The 17,824-nt window shown below is 65.5% G+C and carries 17 protein-coding genes; 11 read left to right on the top strand and 6 right to left on the bottom strand.

Going from position 1 to position 17,824, the window contains the following annotated elements:
* Position 1: 1 nt before the first annotated feature.
* The 4 genes from Pla175_RS15175 to Pla175_RS26110 all read right to left on the bottom strand — a co-directional run bounded on the left by Pla175_RS15175 (position 2) and on the right by Pla175_RS26110 (position 2,547).
* Positions 2-907 (bottom strand): DUF1559 domain-containing protein, encoded by a 906-nt coding sequence (locus tag Pla175_RS15175; protein WP_197526871.1) that lies wholly within the window; start codon positions 905-907, stop codon positions 2-4.
* 85 nt (positions 908-992) lie between these two features.
* Positions 993-1,160, bottom strand: coding sequence for a PEP-CTERM sorting domain-containing protein (locus Pla175_RS15170; RefSeq protein WP_145286691.1), 168 nt, complete (start codon positions 1,158-1,160; stop codon positions 993-995).
* A 150-nt stretch (positions 1,161-1,310) separates the two neighbouring features.
* The gene (locus Pla175_RS15165) at positions 1,311-2,357 is read right to left on the bottom strand and encodes an ISAzo13 family transposase (protein ID WP_231953916.1); all 1,047 of its coding nucleotides are present in this window, start codon (positions 2,355-2,357) and stop codon (positions 1,311-1,313) included.
* Positions 2,260-2,547 carry a hypothetical protein gene (locus Pla175_RS26110; RefSeq protein ID WP_197526865.1) on the bottom strand — a complete coding sequence of 96 codons (288 nt, stop codon included), beginning with the start codon at positions 2,545-2,547 and terminating at the stop codon, positions 2,260-2,262. Before Pla175_RS26110 ends, Pla175_RS15165 begins: the two co-directional genes overlap by 98 nt.
* Before the next feature lie 640 nt (positions 2,548-3,187).
* Between Pla175_RS26110 and Pla175_RS15160 the strand changes: the two genes are divergently transcribed.
* From Pla175_RS15160 to Pla175_RS15140, 5 genes are read left to right on the top strand one after another with little or no spacing between them, the layout of a single operon-like run.
* Positions 3,188-3,841 carry a transposase gene (locus tag Pla175_RS15160; RefSeq protein ID WP_145286688.1) on the top strand — a complete coding sequence of 218 codons (654 nt, stop codon included), beginning with the start codon at positions 3,188-3,190 and terminating at the stop codon, positions 3,839-3,841.
* Complete coding sequence (locus Pla175_RS15155) at positions 3,774-4,640, top strand: transposase (RefSeq protein WP_197526870.1); 867 nt, start codon at positions 3,774-3,776, stop codon at positions 4,638-4,640. Before Pla175_RS15160 ends, Pla175_RS15155 begins: the two co-directional genes overlap by 68 nt.
* Positions 4,641-4,654: 14 nt before the next feature.
* Positions 4,655-4,861: a hypothetical protein gene (locus Pla175_RS26105; RefSeq protein ID WP_197526869.1), complete on the top strand. Its 207-nt coding sequence runs from the start codon at positions 4,655-4,657 to the stop codon at positions 4,859-4,861.
* Positions 4,858-6,774, top strand: coding sequence for a flavohemoglobin expression-modulating QEGLA motif protein (locus Pla175_RS15145; RefSeq protein WP_145286678.1), 1,917 nt, complete (start codon positions 4,858-4,860; stop codon positions 6,772-6,774). The genes Pla175_RS26105 and Pla175_RS15145 overlap by 4 nt, the downstream gene beginning before the upstream one ends.
* Complete coding sequence (locus Pla175_RS15140) at positions 6,771-7,817, top strand: glutathione synthetase (RefSeq protein ID WP_145286675.1); 1,047 nt, start codon at positions 6,771-6,773, stop codon at positions 7,815-7,817. Before Pla175_RS15145 ends, Pla175_RS15140 begins: the two co-directional genes overlap by 4 nt.
* A gap of 10 nt (positions 7,818-7,827) precedes the next feature.
* Here Pla175_RS15140 and Pla175_RS26840 read toward each other — a convergent pair whose 3' ends face one another.
* Complete coding sequence (locus tag Pla175_RS26840; RefSeq protein ID WP_261342785.1) at positions 7,828-7,950, bottom strand: hypothetical protein; 123 nt, start codon at positions 7,948-7,950, stop codon at positions 7,828-7,830.
* A gap of 337 nt (positions 7,951-8,287) precedes the next feature.
* On the opposite strand from Pla175_RS26840, the gene Pla175_RS15135 reads away from it, so the two are divergent.
* From Pla175_RS15135 to Pla175_RS15110, 6 genes are all read left to right on the top strand, one after another.
* A complete protein-coding gene (locus Pla175_RS15135; protein WP_145286672.1) occupies positions 8,288-8,938 on the top strand; it encodes a DUF3124 domain-containing protein in 651 nt (216 codons plus the stop codon).
* 366 nt (positions 8,939-9,304) lie between these two features.
* Positions 9,305-9,523, top strand: a complete 219-nt coding sequence (locus Pla175_RS15130; protein ID WP_145286668.1) for a hypothetical protein — start codon at positions 9,305-9,307, stop codon at positions 9,521-9,523.
* A 1-nt stretch (position 9,524) separates the two neighbouring features.
* A complete protein-coding gene (locus tag Pla175_RS15125) occupies positions 9,525-11,837 on the top strand; it encodes a cytochrome-c peroxidase (RefSeq protein ID WP_145286665.1) in 2,313 nt (770 codons plus the stop codon).
* A gap of 44 nt (positions 11,838-11,881) precedes the next feature.
* On the top strand, positions 11,882-12,361 hold the full coding sequence (locus tag Pla175_RS15120) for a bacterioferritin (protein ID WP_145286660.1): 480 nt from the start codon (positions 11,882-11,884) through the stop codon (positions 12,359-12,361).
* Between the two features lie 283 nt (positions 12,362-12,644).
* Complete coding sequence (locus tag Pla175_RS15115) at positions 12,645-13,826, top strand: hypothetical protein (RefSeq protein WP_145286657.1); 1,182 nt, start codon at positions 12,645-12,647, stop codon at positions 13,824-13,826.
* A complete protein-coding gene (locus Pla175_RS15110; protein WP_145286653.1) occupies positions 13,823-14,407 on the top strand; it encodes a helix-turn-helix domain-containing protein in 585 nt (194 codons plus the stop codon). The genes Pla175_RS15115 and Pla175_RS15110 overlap by 4 nt, the downstream gene beginning before the upstream one ends.
* A 99-nt stretch (positions 14,408-14,506) precedes the next feature.
* Here the strand turns inward: Pla175_RS15110 and Pla175_RS15105 are convergent, their stop codons facing one another.
* A complete protein-coding gene (locus Pla175_RS15105; protein WP_231954522.1) occupies positions 14,507-17,554 on the bottom strand; it encodes a glycoside hydrolase family 2 TIM barrel-domain containing protein in 3,048 nt (1,015 codons plus the stop codon).
* Positions 17,555-17,824: the final 270 nt, after the last annotated feature.

Genomic DNA, 17,824 nt, shown 5'->3' with positions numbered 1-17,824 from the left:
TCTACGGCACGGCGACGACTTCTTCGTTGGCGCGTGTGGACAACGCCCGCCATACGTCGATATCAACACCGTCGGGTATGGCGTGTGTCGAGCCATCCATCATCAAGACCTGCACCACTCCTGGGTGTCGGCTGCGGGATGCGATGTAGGAGTCGACGCCGCCGCCGGTCGTGATGCAAGGCATGCCCTCGTTGGGCAGGTCGACGCACAAGGTTCTGTCCCCCGCGGAGCTATTGGGGGTAAGAAACGTCGTGATGGAATAGTTGCCCGGGTCCTGATTCCATAGGTCGCCACGCCGGTCGACGGGTGTGTTCGCGGACGACGGAGCCTGCAGCATCTCCATCATTGCCAGGGTGTGGGAGAGTCCGTCGGTGATCTCCCTCGCCTCCACCGCGTAGTTGTTGCCGAATGGCGCCCATTCGGCCGCGGCGGCAAAAGTGCTGCTCCCGTAGTTAGGACCGTAGTTGCCCTTGTACCGCGGCGGTACGGTGCCGTTGGTGATGGCGGCGCCGGACAGTTTTTGCAGCGATTCATCGCTGGGGCAGTGATACACCGCGATGTAGGCGAACATCTGCTCCTGAACCACCCTCGTCTGATTGTTCCAACCTATCGAAGAATCGTACCCCTGGAGCCGGTTGCCTTCTTCTAGATTGGGCAACAAGAACGAAGCGAAGGAGGTTCGCGGCGTGGTAAGCGCGCCGGCGGGAAAGCTCTTGTGAGCAATCTCGTACCCGAGCAGCGCCAGCCCCAATTGCCGCAGGTTGTTGGAGCACTGCGAACGCCGAGCCGCCTCGCGCGCCGCCTGAACGGCCGGCAACAAGAGCGCCACCAGTATGCCGATGATGGCGATCACGACCAACAGTTCCACAAGCGTGAAGCCCAGGGGGCGCCGTTGTTGGCGGCTCATATCCATTACTCGCATACGTTTCCAAGTCCTAGAGTTGCAACGGTCCTGAACTACGGCGGGCGCCACGACGACGCGGAACAGGCCCCTAGCCGCGGAAACGACCCGCAGCCGCGCAGCCAATCAACACAAGGCCGGCCAACACCACGGCGCCGGGCTCCGGCACGGCTGCCGAGGCCGACACGCTTAGAGCGTTGATCGGGGGGCCGAAGTTGCTCGTCCACACGTCGTAGTCATCTTCCGTTACCCCGTCCATTTGGTCTCCATTGCCGTTTAGTGACTCGTCGGTCGGGGCCCCCAGGTTGTCACGCCACACGGTGTAGTCGGCCGCGTTGACGAAGCTGTCGTTGTTGAAGTCGCCGGCGATGCCGGAGCTAGGGAACCGCTCAAAAACAACTCCCTCATTTCACCACACTGCGTGCGCGGTGTAGTTGAGTGAGGGCAAGAGGGCGTCTCGGATGATTGGTTCGTTGCGGAGGAAGTCGTTGCTCGCCTTGACGCCTGCTTGGTACTTGCGTCGAGCTACTTCGACAACCACACGCAGGCCGGCCGCGGTCGTCGTGCGGGCCAGCGCCGCGCGGATCGTCTCGACCGAGCGGATCAGCACCGCACGCAGCGAGCGGGAGAGGTGGCAGAACAAGCGGTGGTCGATCGGGTTGTACTTCGAGCAGTACGGCGGCAAGTGCGCCACGCGGATGTCGCGGTTCAGCAGGCCGGCGACCCCGCACAGCCGCTCGCGGAACAGCCCCACCCGGTTGCCGTTGCTGCCGCCCGAGTCGGCCAGCACTAGCACCCCCGAGGCGTGCCAGTACCGCTTCTTCCCCAGCCGTATCCACCAGCGTCGGACCGCGTCGGCCGCCAGCTCGCCGGTGTCCGCTCCTTGGGCTAGCAGCACCAGCGCCTCGTTCGCCGCCAAGTCGTACACGCCGTACGGGATCACCTTGCCCGACCCTGCGCTGGGGAAGTCGTGGTCCAACGCTTTGACCTGGCCGTCGGTCCACGCCCGCCCGGGGCGGAAGAAGTCCCCCAGAAGCTCTTTCTTCTTGGTGTCGATGCTCAGCACGGGCCACCCCTTGGCTAGGTACTCGGCCTTCAGTCCGGCGATCCGCTCGAACTGAGCGTTGCGGTCGGGAGACTCGCCCAGGCACTTCGTTTTCACGGCCTGCCGGTGCGACAGCCCCAGCTCCTCACGCAGCAGCCGCGCCACCGTGTTGGGCGACATCTCGACACCCGACTCCGCCAGCTCGATGGCCAGCTCACGCGCCGTGCGGTTGGTCCACAGCCGGTCGGGCTCGACCGGCGAGCCGGCCGTGTGGACCTCGACCACCTGCCGCAATGCGTCGATCGCCTCGCAGCTAGCTGGCTTTCGGCCCCCCTTTTTTTCGGACCCGCCCCGCGGCCTCGTCCTCGGGGAGACGCTCGACCTCCTCCTCGGCAAAACGAATCGTCCCACGGTCGCACCCGAACAGCTCCGAAATGTAGGTCTTGCCGCCACGCCCCAGCTTCTCGGCCTCCACCGCCGCGTACCGCCGCCGGTCCTTTTCGGAGAGCGAGCCATAGAAGTTGACCATCCGCCGCTCGACATCCGCGTGATACAAACCCATCGCTACACCCTCCGTGTCGGGAACCAACAACGGCGGCATTCTACGCGATGGGAATTGAGGGAGTTATTTTTGAGCCGTTCCTTAGGCGGCGGTCTCTTCTTGGCGGGGACTCCTCGGGCAGTTCGGCCAACTCTCTTGCCGCAGCGGGTGGACCAACATCAGCGGATTCCTCTTTGGCGCAACCCGCAGCGGTGCAGCTCTCCTCCGTCGGAGTGCCGAATGGCCAACGTAATTTACGGCGGTCCACTACAAGGCTGATGGGCGCGAAGCTTGTCCGCATCAACTCTTAGGATCCAGTGTCGTGGGTGTCTGTAGCGCGGGTTCAATGATCGAGAATAATGGCCAGCCAATCTCCAACGACGCGGAGCAGATAGGCGATCATGTCGCTACCACAGCCGACGGCGTTCGCCGCGCTGTCGCAAGGGTTTGATGGCGAGTGCCCCTGCTGCCGGCGGAGGTTCCCTCAAGCATAGACTCTTGCCAAGGCGGCGGCTCACAGATCACCCGCGGAGGCGTCGCCAACGCGGAGCGACCTCTGAGGATGAGCCGGGTCGCTAACTCGCCAGATCTGGGCCAATTCCGGCCACTTGGCCGGAGCTGGATCTAACAGCCCGTTGAAAAATACCACTCCCCCGACCAACCCCTTGGCGCTAAACTGCGTCGCCGACGAAAGCGTGACTTGAGCAGGAGCGAAGCGATGGGGATGGGAAGGCGAGAGCGGGATCGGCAGGACGTGTTGTTCGTGACGGCCCAGCAGCTGCCCAAGAGTCAGGGGCACGCGTTCTACAAGCGGCTCAATAGGCTGCTTTCCGAGGCGGGCTTCGACCGCGAGGTCGAGAAGCTGTGCGAGCCGTACTACCAGCCGACCGGCACGCGTGGGCGGCCGTCGGTCCCGCCGGGAGTCTACTTCCGGATGTTGATGGTGGGTTACTTCGAGGGGATCGGTTCACAGCGGGGCATCGCGTGGCGGTGCGCCGACAGCCTCAGCCTGCGGGAGTTCCTGGGCGTTCCGCTGACCGAGGCGACCCCCGATCACTCGACGCTCAGCCGGGTCCGCGATCGCCTGCCGCTAGAAGTCCATCAGGAAGTGTTCCGGCTGGTGCTGCAACTGGCGGCGCAGCAGGGGCTGCTAAAAGGCAAGACGGTAGCGGTCGATTCGACTACCCTTGAAGCCGATGCGGCGATGAAGAGTCCGCCTTCGGCGGATGCGGCGCCCGGGTTGCGAAGGGGCGGGCGAGGACTGGAAGGCGTACGTCATTGGCTTGATGAAGAAGGAAGGAGTGATCGAAAAAGGAGACGAGCCGAGCGACGAAGAGGTCCGCCGCTTCGATAAGAAGCGGAAGAACAAGAAGGTCTCGAACGCCGAGTGGGTCAGCACGACCGACCCGAGCGCACGGATCACCAAGCTCAAGGACGGCCGCACGCATTTGGCGTACAAGGCGGAGCACGTGGTCGATATCGATACGGAGCTGATCTTGGCGGCAGAGGTCTATCACGGCGACCACAGCGACACGAAGACCCTCTGCGACAGCGTGATGGAGGCGCAGACGCACCTGTCAGAGGCTGGGCTGGAAGCGCAGATCGAAGAAGCGGTTGCCGACAAGGGCTACCACGCTGCCGAGCAGCTGGAACTGGTCACGTCGGTCGGGGTGCGGACGTATGTGCCGGAGCCCAAGCGCCGCGGCGAGTCGCGTCTGAGCGCCAAGCCAGTCGAGCAGCAGCGCGCGGTGAAGGGTAACCGCCGGCGGACCAAGACCGCCAAGAACAAACGGCTCCAGCGGCTGAGGAGTGAACGGGTCGAGCGCAGCTTCGCCCACGTGTGCGACACCGGCGGGTCACGCCGCACATGGCTGCGGGGGATCGACAAGGTGAGGAAGCGGTTACTGACGTCGGCGCTGGTGCGGAACCTGGGCCTGGTAATGCGGAAGCTGTTCGGGATCGGCACGCCGAGGGGCCTGCAGGGCGAAGGTGGCTCCGCCGGGCTTATGCAGCTCGCCTGGCTTCTCATCGCAGCGATGAAGAACTTGTGGGACACACATGCTCGCCTGGGAGCCCGGCCTACAGAGTCACGCCTCCAACTGCTCACAGTTGGCGGGCCACAGGAGTATGCGCTTAGATCAACGGGCTGCTAGACGTCCGAGAGAACGTGCGGTTCAAGGGGGGTCACTTCAGCGCTTGGATCCATGAGACCTTTCCAACCTCCGTCTGCTCGATCGCCATCGAGTTCAAGAAGTTCTTCATGGACGAGTGGTCGGGCGAAGCGGATCTACGCGAGGTTGACGCCATCTTCGGCGCCCTGAAATCGACCCTGCCCGGCGTGCGGTCGGAGCTGCTCCGTGTGGGGGCAACGTGAGCGCAGCAACCCCGCCGTCTGACCACGAGCACTGGGAGCAGCTCGGCGACCTCGCTAGCGGGCGGCTGCGCGAGAACCAACGGGTCTCGAGGTCGCTGCCCGAAGGGGGCCGCTTGGTGGTCGACCGGCCGCTGCCGTTCCTGTTCGTCTACCGCATGCCGTCGGGCGGGCGCGATGCGGGCACCGAGCAGTTGCTCGCTTCGGAAGCCTCGTACTTGATTGCGCCGTCGGACCCGCAGTACCACCGCGGAATAGTCTCGCTGTGCAAACGGCTAGAATCCGCGATGCAAGACGTCCAGGGACGCTTCCTGCAGCTCGAGTTGTGGGCCGCCAGGGTTAACAGCTCCGGTCTTTCTGATGAGGAGCCTCTCCCCTTGCTCCAGCCGGTGTTCAGCGTGGTCTGCACACCGGGGGACGAGGACTCCGAGCCGGTCGCCGCCCTGGTCCAGGCGCTGACGCAAGTGACCATCTCGGGGCGTCAGTCCTTGGTGAAGGTGACCCCCCAGCAGCGGGTGGCCCCGGCGGGCCTCGAGCCGATCTCGGCCGGCCCCGGCGAAGCGCGGACCGTCCTTGGACTGGAAGTTCGCCCGATCTACCGCGACAGCGCGACTCAAACCGTGTTCCCCATCGTGCTCCATCGTCTGCGCTCCGAGCTGGCGACGGCGCTCCGCAAGACGGTCGCCCAGTTCGCCCGGCCGGCTACGCCGGAGGCCGCGCCGCACTTCCAATCGTACGGCTCGAGGACGCTGGTCAAGTCGCTGCGGAGCGTCGATCAAAGGCTCTGCGCGGTGGGCGAGTCGTTTGACTTCCTGCTGCAGGCGACCCCCACCAACTCGGTCAAGGCGTGGGCTCAATTCGCCGAAGGCGGGTACGCCCAAGAGCCGGCGTTCGCCTACCGCCCGCTGCCGTACGACCCTATCACGCTCAAGCGGGCGCTGTTCAGCGTCGAGGCGGATTCCGTGGCCGATCCTACTCTATCCCACCTGTTCCGCGAGAAGCAGGTCGAGCTCGACCGGCAGATCTCGGCTTTGCGCGACTTGAACACCCCGGCCTTCCGCTACGCGTGCCTGCAACTGTACGGGGAGGTCGACGACGCACTGGCGGCCCTCGCCCACGAACTGCTAGACCACGTCGACCCGGCCGAAGGCGCCGCTGCGGGTGGCGGCGACCTCAGCCTAGACGAGGTGGTGAAACGGGCTCAGCAAGAGATCGCCTACTATCGCAAACGCCTCCCCGAGTTCGAAGCGTCCGTGTCGACCGACGCCGACATCCCGTCGGGGGTAATGGTCACCCGCGGAACGCTGCTCATCTCCGAGAACGCGCGCATCACGCCCCGCCGTATCGACGCGTTGCTCCACCACGAGGTCGGCACGCACCTGCTCACGTACTTCAACGGTCGGCGTCAGCCGCTGCGGCTGCTTTCGGTGGGGCTGGCGGGCTACGAAGAGCTGCAGGAAGGGATCGCGGTGCTGCTGGAGCACCTCTCGGGGGGGCTGACCTCGTCGCGGGTGCGGGTGCTCGCCGGCCGAGTGGTCGCCGTGAGGATGATGTCCGACGGCCGCCCCTTCACCGAAACGTTCACTCGGCTGCACAAGCGGCACGGATTCGCCCCCCGTTCCGCGTTCCTGATGACGCTGCGAGTCTACCGCGGGGGGGGCATGACCAAGGACGCCATCTACCTGCGGGGCCTAAGAGACCTCCTTGAGTTCTTGGCGAACGAGGGAGACCTAGAGCCTCTGTTGGTAGGCAAGGTCGCCCTTGCCCACCTACGCCATCTGGAAGAACTGCAACGCCGCGGCATCGTGACCCCCCCGGCGGTGCTGCCGCGTCTGTGGGACCTACCCGAATTGCGCCAACGGCTCGACGCGTGTCGTGGCCGCTCGGTCCGCGAACTCCTGGAGATGGACAGATGAAGATTGGATTTGTTGTCAACGACATGGCGACCGAACGCGCCGAGTTTACGACGACCCGTCTGGCGATGACCGCCACAAGGCTGGGTCATCGGTCCTTCACGCTGGGTGTGGGAGACTTTGTCTACGCTCCCGACGGATCGATCCATGCGCACGCCCGCAGCGTGAAGGGCGACTCGCACGAGTCGCTGGAGGACTACCTCGCAGACCTACGGGGAGAGGGCGAACCTATCGACCGCGTCTGCGTGGATGAGCTGGACGTGCTGTGCCTGCGTAACGATCCGGCAGAAGACGCGAGCGAGCGGACCTGGGCGCAGACCTCGGGGATCCTCTTCGGGCAACTGGCCGCGGCGCGCGGCGTCCTGGTCGTCAACGACCCCGAGAACCTCGCCAACGCCCTCAACAAGACGTACTTCCAGCACTTCCCGGAACAGGTCCGCCCCAAGACCTGCATCAGCCGAAACATCGAAGAGATCAAGGAGTTTATCTCGGGCGAGAACGGAAAGGCGGTCATCAAACCGCTGCAGGGCTCCGGCGGCCAGAGCGTCTTCCTCGTTGACAACCTAGAGAAGGCCAACCTCAACCAGATGATCGAGGCGGTGACGCGCGACGGCTATTGCATTGTGCAGGAGTACCTGCCGGGCGCCACCGAAGGGGACGTGCGGATGTTCGTAATGAACGGGCGCGCACTCTGCCACGAAGGCAAGTACGCGGCCTTCCGCCGCGTCAATAAGTCGGGCGACGCGCGCAGCAACATGCACTCCGGCGGCGAGAGCGTGGCTGCGGAAGTTACCGATCAGATGCTCGAACTGGTCGAGATGGTCCGACCCAAACTGGTGTGCGACGGCATGTTCCTGGTGGGGCTCGACATTGTTGACGACAAGCTGATGGAGATCAACGTCTTCAGCCCCGGCGGCCTTGGGTGCGCTGAGCAGCACACCGGAGTCGATTTCTCGGAGGTCGTCATCAAAGACCTAGAACGCAAAGCAAAGTACAAGACGTACTACGGCGCCGAGATGAGGAACAATGAACTGGCATCGCTTTGATGGGGGGGCCCTACTCTTTTCGCACGGTCTTGCCGATCACCTTGCTCGCTTCGCGCCGGGCGTGGGCGCTGCGGGGCCGGCTCTTGGCGAGCCCGCCCTCGACGCGTTTGATCAAGCGGAGTTGCTCACCCACGCTCGACGGTCGGCTCAGATCGGTCGCCGTGGCTTGACCCCTTCCGTGTCGTCAAACGGCACTAGAGGGCCCGCGCGCCTACGCCCGAGCGGTCCGATCTAAGGTTGGCGCAGAACGTAGTGACGACATTATGGCCGGCGCCTACCGCTGACCCGGTTCTTGGATTTCGGCCTCGAAGTGAGTGACCTGACCTTGAGGCCGGTACGCTCCAGCAAGGCCACCCACGGCAAGCGTCGATGATGCTGGTACGATGATGCTGGTACGATGATGCTCGGCGTGCCAGCAAGGTCGCCGTGCTGTTTTAGGCGAGTCGTCCTCAAGTATGCGGAGCAGTCCGATGCCCAAGCGGCAAGATAAACCCGAGGGTGCGGCCGCGCGGCGAAGCAATTGGGGCGCCGCAATCGTATGCCTGCTGGCGTTCTTGGTGGTGCTTGGAGTCTACGCCTACTACCTAGAACGCCGGCTCGACGCGTTTGAGCAGACGCTGAGGCCCAGCACGCCCAACGAACTGCTGCCGGACGAGCCGGGGCGAGGCGACTCAAACCACCTGGCCGCCAATCCGGTGCAGGGCCAAGTTGTCTACGTGCCGGCCTACTCGCATATCTACCACGGCGACGGCGATCCGTACTTGCTGACGATCACACTGAGTGTGCGGAACACCAGCTTGAATAGCGAGATCATCGTCAAGTCGGTCCGCTACTTCAACACGAAGGGTGAACAGGTCGAGTCGTATCTCGACACGCCGGTCCGCTTGCCGGCCCTGGGGACGACCGAGGTGGTCGTCGCCCGCGACGACGCCTCCGGCGGCAGCGGGGCCAACTTTCTTGTCGAATGGTATTCCGAGCTGCCGGTGTCGCAGCCGATTATCGAATCGGTGATGATCGACACCAAGGCGCAGCAGGGGCTCTCCTTTGCTCGCCGCGGGACGGTCATCACGGAAACCACGACCAGACCCGCGGCAGCAGATGCGGACGGGCCAACCGAGTAGCGCGACCTCCACAACCGGGGTGCGGCAGCGAGCCGATCAATTCGCCGCGGCGGCGGCCCCGGCCCCGCGCCGTCCTGGCCCTTCGGAGACGTTGACACAGGCAGTAGGCAAGAGCTCAGCGACACCCGCAAGAGCTCCACCAACCCATCCGACCCGGGTTCACCGGGCCGCGAGCGAGCCGGCGCGGCGAGCCCGCCACCGCCACTCGACTGCAGCGGGGACCGCGCTCAAGCCGGTGCGTCAAAGTGACGCGTGTTTTTTTGCCCCGACATGTCGTAACATCGTGACATGTGGACACGACCGCAGAAGAGAGCCACATCGTTGTGCAGCCCTTGAGCAGCTCCCCCCGCTGCCGCGGGGTCGCGAATGAGCGGCCGGCGTGTTGCGGCCGAAGTCCGTGGCCGCGCCGCCGGGCAGGTTGTCGCGGGCTGCGACAGCCTCCGGCTGGCCGAGTTCGACTACGACAACAAACCCCGAGTAACCTCCCTCTTTGACCAGTCGCAGGAGCGTTTCAGCTTGCTGAAGCAGAAAGAATTCGCCCCGCCGACGCTCTACTGGCACGGCATGCCAAAAGGACGGGCTTGAAATGCGAGTCTCTAAGAATCAACGTCGCCTCAAGGTCTGGCCCGCGGTGCTAATGGCGTTTGCTCTGCCGATGACGGCGCCCGCCCAGGGGCCCGCCCGCGGTGGGCCGCCAGGGGGTGTCATGGGGCGCGGGATGGGGCGCGACGCCTCGATGGCGGCCGACCAAGCCGGCTTCCACTTCTTGCTCCTCAACCACGGCTCGATCGAGCGGAGCGTCACCGAGTTGCCCGATGGCGTTCGGACGCAGACTACCTCGGCCGACGCCGAAGTCGCCGCCCAGATCCGTACCCATGTCGCGGCGATGCACCGGCGGATGGAACAGGGGAGGCCGGTGAGGCGTTGGGACCCGCTCATGGCGGCGCTGTTCGAGAAAGCGGACCTGGTAGACCTTGAGATCGCCGAGATCCCAGGAGGGATCGAGGCGACCGAAACCTCCACCGACCCGGAGACGATCGCCCTGATCCAGGAGCACGCCAAGGTGGTGTCGGGTTTTGTCGCGAGAGGCTTTGCGGAGGCCCAATTGTCTCATCCGACCTCCGGCGCTATCCGAGAAAGCAAGCCAACGCCACGGACCGAAACCCAGCCGCAGGCGAAGCAGCGGCTGCTCAAGCAGTCCGCCGAGTTTGATCGGGTCTACATCCCCGCCTTGGCCCTAACGAACCAGGGGCTTCAGAAGCCGAGCCTCGAGGCCCTGACGCGGCTCCGCGAGTGGCTCGTGGCGATGAGGGAAGGACCCGTCGAAGCTACGAGCGGCGATCGCCCGAGTCTCTTCGACGGCGCCGAACAGGTGGTCTCTGAGTCTATCCGACTGGCGCAGGCCGGAGAACTCCTCAAGGCCCACGCGACCCTCGAACCGCTGCGGGAACAGCTTGCCGCCCGCCGCAGAGCATCGGACGTCGACTACCCGCTCGACGTGCTCAGCGACTATCACGCCGTGATGGAGGCGATCGTCAAACCGGCCAAGGACGCGGACGCCAGCCGTCTCGACGCGGCCGCGTTCGAACGCCTCCGCCAACAAGCGGCTGCTGCGGCGTCGGTCTGGGCGCGTGTCGAACAAACCAACTTCCACGTCGAGGGCGCAGGCCCTCGGGACGAGCAATTGCAGCAGCTCGAATCCTTGATTCGCGCCAACCGGGAAGCGATCTCTCGGCTTAATCAAGCGCTGCGGGGGGGCGACGCCGCGCAGGTGCTGGCCGCCGCGGTGGGCATCAAGCCGCCGTTTGCCAAGCTGTATATGAGCTTCGGTGATTTTACCGGACTAACGAAGCGCGCCTCGTCGGCCGCGGGAGCGCCCGCGGCCCCCAACGCCCCACCCAGCCAGCTCCCCGACGGCTGGTCGGCGCTGCCGGCATCCGCCGAGCCACCCGGAGAAGTGCCGGCGTCCAACGACCTCACGGAGCTCGGCAAGCAGCTCTTCTTCGAACCAAGGATTTCCCTTACCGGGACGGTGTCTTGCAACTCTTGCCACAACGTGATGGAGGGAGGAGACGACGGGCGAACGACCTCGATGGGGGTCCTCGGCCGGACCGGGACCCGCAACTCGCCGACCGTCTGGAACGCCGCCTTCATGCCTACGCAGTTCTGGGACGGCCGCGCCGTGACGCTCGAAGAGCAGGCCGGCGGGCCGATGCTGGCTTCGCCCGAGATGGGGATGTCCTCCCACGACCTCGTCGTGTCGCGACTGCGCTTGGTCCCCGGCTACGTCGAAGCGTTCCGGAAGACCTTCGGCGGAGACGACCCCGTCTCGATCGAGAACACGACCAAAGCCATCGCCGCGTTTGAACGGACGCTGATCACGCCCGGCAGCCGCTACGACCGCTACGCCGCCGGCGAGACCTCGGCGCTCACCCAACAAGAGGCCCGCGGCATGCAGCACTTCGAACAGGTCGGCTGCGCGTCGTGCCACGCCGCCCCGCTGTTTGGCGGCGAGTTCAATGAGTTTCCGACGATGGCCGACGACCTATTCGTCCAGCGGCACCGCCTTACCGAAGACCGCGGCCGCGAGCTGGCGACCGGCGACGAAGCGGACCGCTACCGGTTCAAGACGCCGACCCTCCGCAACATCACCCTCACGGCGCCCTACCTTCACAACGGCTCGGCGGCCACGCTGGAAGAAACGGTGCGTTTGATGGGGGCCGTGCAGTTGGGCGAGGACCTGGACGACGCTCAGGTTGCCGACCTGGTGGCCTTCCTCGGATCGCTTGAGGGTCCGTTCCCCGAGATTGCGATCCCCCACCTCCCTTCGCGTGCAGGCGAATCGATCCTGCCCGCGGGCGACCCCGAGTCGGAAACCGGCGCCGCACCGCGACCGTAGCGGACGAAGCACTAGAACCGTTGCAACCCTTTCAGGGACACACGATGACCAACGCACGCACGATCGAGAACCTTCAGACGGCTCTCGCGATGGAGTTGACCGCTACCCATCAGTACCAGTTGCACGCCGGTGTTCTTGACGACTGGGGCCTGAGTCTGTTGGCGACGCAGATGCGAGTCGAGCTCCAAGAAGAGCTTGGCCACTCTGAGGCGTTCATGGTTCGCATCTTGTTCTTCAACGGCGAGCCCCAGCTCAAACTGGCGAAGACCCCGCTCCAGGCCCGATCGCTGAAGGAGATGTTCGCGTCCGATCTTGCCGACGAGAAGGACGCCATCGAGTTCTACACAAGAGCGTCCATAGAGGCTGCGACCGACGGAGACATCGGCACGCGGCAGCTCTTTGAGCGGGTCGCCTTGGAGGAAGAGCAGCACATGAGCTGGCTGGAATTGCAGCTCGACTTGCTCGAGCGGATGGGGGAGCCCGCCTACATCGCCAAGCACATGCCCGCCCCCGGCGGGGTGTAGGACGGGTCCGTCCACGGCGAGGCCGGATGAAGCCTGCCTTGAGTATCGGCGGGTTCTGCCAGGGAGACCCCTTTGGCCGGATAAGGCCGCAGCACGCGCGCAGCCGGGGCCGGCCGCGCTGCGTGCCGGGCCCCAGTCAGGCGGCGCCTCGGCCGACCCCTCTGCGTCGTCCGCTCGGGGGAGTAGAATCTAGCCCTCCCGATCCTCTCATCGCGGCCCGGACAGGGATCGGGGGAAGCTCAGACCCGAACTGTACTGCCACTCGGCACTGCTAGGCGCGCACGTGAGCGACACACCCTTCAACCCGGCAACCGGCGTCTGGTCCGACGCCAAGAAGGGCGTGCGGCTGACGCTCGACACCCGCACCCGGCCCGGCATGGTGCTCGCCACGATCGAGGCCGACCTGAGCAAGCACTCCGGTCACTCCGCGGAGTTCTGTATCCTTGCGGAGGTAGCCGTACACGACAAACGGGCCGTCAACGATGAGAAGGTGCTGTACCGGCAGAAGGTCGTGCTGCGGCAGCGCGTCACGGAGCTCGCGATCCCCACGGAGGCGTTCCGCGACTGCTTTACGTACCAAGGGAAGATGATCGATGTCCGCCTGCACGGCCGGGTGAAGGTAGACGACGGCGTGTTGTGGGACACCGCGCTGCAGGGCGCGTTGGCGCACGAGCTGCTGCGTCGGCCCGCCGTAGACGACGACGCCAAGTCGATTGTCGATCCCAAGGACTGCTTCTGCTTGGCGCGCAACTTTGCGGCGATCCCGCTGCCCAACAAGATCAACACCCTCGGGCTGGGTCTGGTCGCGCTGGTGATCATGGCCGTGAACACACTGGTCGGCTGGCACGACCAGATGGCGCCCGATGGCCAGGCCTACTTCTACAGCCACCGCGACAGCGATGGCGACGCGCAGTCCCCACTGGTCAACTCGCTGATGCTCAGCGGCGGCGCGGGCGCGGCCGTGTGGTTCGCGATGCGGAATCAGCTCCGCAAGTACATGAGGTTTGAGTTCGCCCGTCGCCCCGGCCGGATCTCGCGAGCGACGGTGGTCAGGATGAACGAGCTGGTGCGGGGCCGCGCGCACGTCGACCTGCGGAACGTCGTCGTACGCGTGGTGGCGTGCAACCTGGAGAAGGGGGAGTACAAGCGGGGGAGCGGGTCGAACGAGCGGACCGTGTCCTTCAGCGAACCGTCCCGCGCTCTGGTGCTGTTTCACAAGCGGATCGCGTTGATTCGCAAGCAGACTCCGGTCGAGCAATACTTGTGCGACGAGTTTTGTTTCGCGCCGATGTTCGACGTCCTCTACCCGCCGAACGCTGTCTCCGACACACACGGCCTCTACGTGCATTGGGAGGTGCAGTTGCTGCACGACACGTTCGTCGACCACGAACTGGTGGCCGAAACCACGGGGCTGGCCGTGGACGAGTTCTACACCGCCGGAGCCGAAGCAACGGCCGCGTCGTGAGCACCCTGTCCGACAACGAGCCGTTCGACGACTTCCTCGGCCTGCGCGCCTCGACGCTGCACGGCGTGCGGCTGCTGGTCTTCGCCGGCGTGAGCGGCAGCGGAAAGTCGACCGCGATGCGGTTCCTCGAGCGCGAGCACCCGCGGTTCCGCGGGATGCCCAGCACCGTGCTCGGTCCCCACCCTACCCCCGCGGCGCTGGACGGCTCGCGCCGCTTCGTGCTCGTGGAGGAGGTGCATCGGCCGGCAGAACTCAAGGGGGTCGCCCGATTGCTGCGGCTGGGACACACGGTGGCGGTCGCGTCGCACCTGCCGCTGGCGTGGTACACGCCGTTCCGCCTCGCCTGGCGCTGCCGCTTCTTCCAGACCGACCGCGACGCCGCCAAGATCTCCCGCTACCTCACGGGCCGGCGGGTGCGATTCACCGAGGCGGCGGTGGCCGATTATTGCCGCCGCTACGGCGCCAGCTACCTCGACGCGGCGCACATCTTGGAGCGGTTCCCCCTGGACGACTTCGACCGCGCGTACGGCGCGTTCCAGCGGCTTTGCCGCATCAAGCGTGGGCAGTCCGGACCCGGATAGCCGCCGCGGGTACAACAAACATCGATCCTCCCCAGCCACGGGCGAGCAGCCGCTGCTGTGCCCCGGAAGCGCCGTAAAGGATGAACCGGACGCGCCGCCCTACGGCGACTCCACCCGCAGCTCGTCCACGTTCACGCCCCCTTCGCCGGTGGTCGCCAGACGGATGCGGTTGGCGCCGCGGGCCAGGCGGGCGTCTACCGTCAGCGTCTGCCAGTGTTTGTTCCAGTCGCCGGTGTTCTTAAATCGAATGTCTTTGACTTTCTCGCCGTTAACATACAGGGCCATCGTGCGGCCCCCCTGAGGGTCTTGCACCGCGTAGCGGAAGACGAGTTGCACCGGCCCGCCGTCGCCGTCGTTTTCTTGATACCACTCGACATGGCCCTCGCCGCCGGCGAAGTCGGCGTACCCCGCGCCGTTAAAGCCGGCGCCCGAGCTACGCTTCTCGGCGCCGACGAGCGTGGCGTCTTCTGCCTGGTCGCCGCCGGACGATGGCTTCGCCTCGGGGTCGCCCCAGTACAGGCCCTCGTCCTTGGCGAACCGCTGCTGCATGTCGAACAGCCGCTCGCCCTCGACAAATACGGCCGCCCTGACCGTCGTGCCGAGCTGCACCGCGAAGGGCCGCGCGTACGCAGGGCTTTGCAGCGTCGGCCGCGATCCGTCGAGCGTGTAGTGGATCTGCCAATCGTCGGCCTTCGCGTTGCCGCGTAGCGCGACGCGGCGGCAATCGATGTCGACTTGATCGCTGGTGGGCTGGCCCGGTTCGCCCAGGATGGCCGCCACGAGCACCGAAACGTCCCCCTCCCCTTCGCCCGTCGATTGCAAGAAGGCCCGGTTCAATCCGAAGAACGCCCGCCGATCGATGGCGTTCCAGTTCGGATCGACGTCAATCGGGCTGCCGCTCTCGATCGACAGCAGCCGCGCTGGGCCCTCGACGTAGAACGACACGCGGTTCTCGCCGTACGGGTTCCGCGTTCCTGCTTCGTCCGCCAAGGCGACGGTAAGCACAGCAACGTCTTTGCCGTCCGCGGCAAGGTCGGTCGTGTCGGATTCGATCCGTAGCTGCGTCGGCACGCCGGCGGTGCGGCGCGCGGTGCGGGCGACTTCTTTGCCGTTGCGGTACGCAACCGCTTCGATCGTCCCGGGGCGCCACGGGACCATCCATTCGCACTGCATCTTGTCCCACTCTCGCCCCGGCCGTTGGCGGCCGAGCGACTCGCCGTTGACCAGCAGCTCTACTTCTTCGGCGTTCGAGTACGCCCACACGGGGATCTTGGTCCCCGGTTTCATCTTGGGGTGCGTCCAGTGCGGCAACAGGTGCACCATCGGCGTGTCGGTCCACTGCGATTGGTAGAAGTAGTAGAGGTCCTTGGGGAAACCCGCCATGTCCAAGGGGCCCCCCATGAACGCGCGGAAGGGCCAGCCGCCGTGCACGTAGCCGGCTTCGCCCGGGTAGTCGAAGCCGGTCCAACGGAAGCTGCCGGTGAACCACCGCAGGTCGCGTGTGAGCTGCCAACTCTGCCGCGCAGTGATCCGAACCGTGGCGTTGTCGTACGACGAATTGAAGTGCTGCTTGCGGTTGGTTCGCTCCTCGGGCGAGAGGCCTTCGTAGCTAAATATTTCGGTCGGCGTGAGGTCGGGGATCGGGAAGGCGCCCTTGCCCGACGTGGTGTAACCGTCGCGGTACCAGGTCTGTGAACGGTAGAAATCGCGGACCTGCCAGGTGTGGGGGCATTCGGTGGCGATGAACGCTTTGTTGGGCCGCTTCTTCGTGAAGAAGTCTTGCCGCTCGCTGGCGCCGTTGACGCCGTAGACGTCCATGAACTCCGAGCCGGAGTGCCCGGAAGTGACCGGGCGCGTCGGGTCCATCTCATGACACACCCGCACCAGGTCGGCAGCCACGCTGCCACGCGTTTCGTTGCCCATGCTCCAGATAATGATCGACGGGTGGTTTCGGTCGCGTCTCAAGAAGTCGCGCAGGTCTCGCTCCCACCACGCGTCGAACGCCTGGGCGCCGTAGTCGTGCGTCGCCTTCCGCCCCCAGCCGTCGAAGGCCTCGTCCATCACCAGCAGCCCCAGCTCGTCGCACAGGTCGTAGAACCGCGGCACCTGCGGGTTGTGCGACGTGCGGATGGCGTTGCAGCCCATACTCTTGAGCAGTTCGAGTTTCCAGCGGATCAGCTCGTCCGGCCAGGCGGCGCCGACCGGGCCCCCTTCCAGGTGCTCGCACACCCCCTTGAGTTTTACGTTCCGGCCGTTCAGCCAGAAGCCGGTGTCGGGCTTCCAGTCGATCTCGCGGATGCCGAAGCGTGTCTCGACGCTGTCGCCGTCATCGCCCTCTAGGACCACCTCGCTCCGCGCGGTGTAGAGCGCAGGGGAATCGACATCCCAACGCTGCGGCTTCGGGACATTCAAGGCTTGCTCGATTGTGGTCGTGCCCTGCGCGAGCGCGACTCGATCCCGCTGCGTGGCGACCACTTCGCCGTTGGGGTCCAGCAGCGTGGTGACAAGCTCGCACCGCGACGCCGCGTCCGACGCATTGGAGATTTCCGTCGCAACATGCACCTTGGCCAGCTTGCCGCTGATGCTGGGGGTCGTGATATGCACGCCGCTGGGCGCTACACGCACCTCGTCGGTCACGACCAATCGGACCGGCGCGTAGATGCCGCATCCGTGGTACCAGCGGGCGCTGGGCTCCAGTGAGTTGTCGACCCGCACCGCCACGACGTTGCGGCCCGGCCTGAGGTAGGGCGTCAGGTCGTAGCCGAAGCTGATATAGCCGTACGGCCGCTTGCCGAGCGGCTGGCCGTTGATCCAGACCTCGCTGTTCATGTAGACCGCGTCAAACTCGAGTCGCACCCGGCGGCCTCGCCAGGCTACGGGCAGGTCGAAGTCGCGCCGATACCAACCGATCCCCCCCGCGCCGTAGCCCCCCGAAGCCCCCTGCGGGTTGTCCTCGGCGTAGCCGGCCTCGAACGCCCAGTCGTGCGGCACGTCGAGCGTCCGCCACTGTCCATCGTCAAAGCCCGGCGCCTTGGCGGCGGGGAAGTCGCCTAGGCGGAACCGCCAGCCTGCGTTCAGATCTTGCTCAACACGCGTCCCCCCCCATGCCGTCCAGGGAACGCCGAGCGCCATACAGTAGAGGAGCACCGTCAAAACCAACGCTCGCTGACTCATCCTTTCGTTCCGGTTGTTAGCTCTTGGGACGCGTGCGATAGCCGACGCCGCGCAGGCCGGCTGACCTACCCCACAATTATAGCCACCGGGGGAACCAGAGAGGCGCCGAACGCGCGGAGACGGACGCAAGCCTACGAAAAGAACCACGGAAAGCACGGATAGGTAATGCAGTGCGCGATTGCGGTGGGCTCCGTCAAGCGTTACAAGCTGGGCAGCCCACTTCCGTTCGTTCCTTGTCCGCGG

It is taken from the genome of Pirellulimonas nuda, from assembly GCF_007750855.1.
GTDB classification, from domain to species: domain Bacteria; phylum Planctomycetota; class Planctomycetia; order Pirellulales; family Lacipirellulaceae; genus Pirellulimonas; species Pirellulimonas nuda.
Note: the sequence above shows the minus strand (reverse complement) of the source record. Positions and strands in the feature narration are given on the sequence as shown.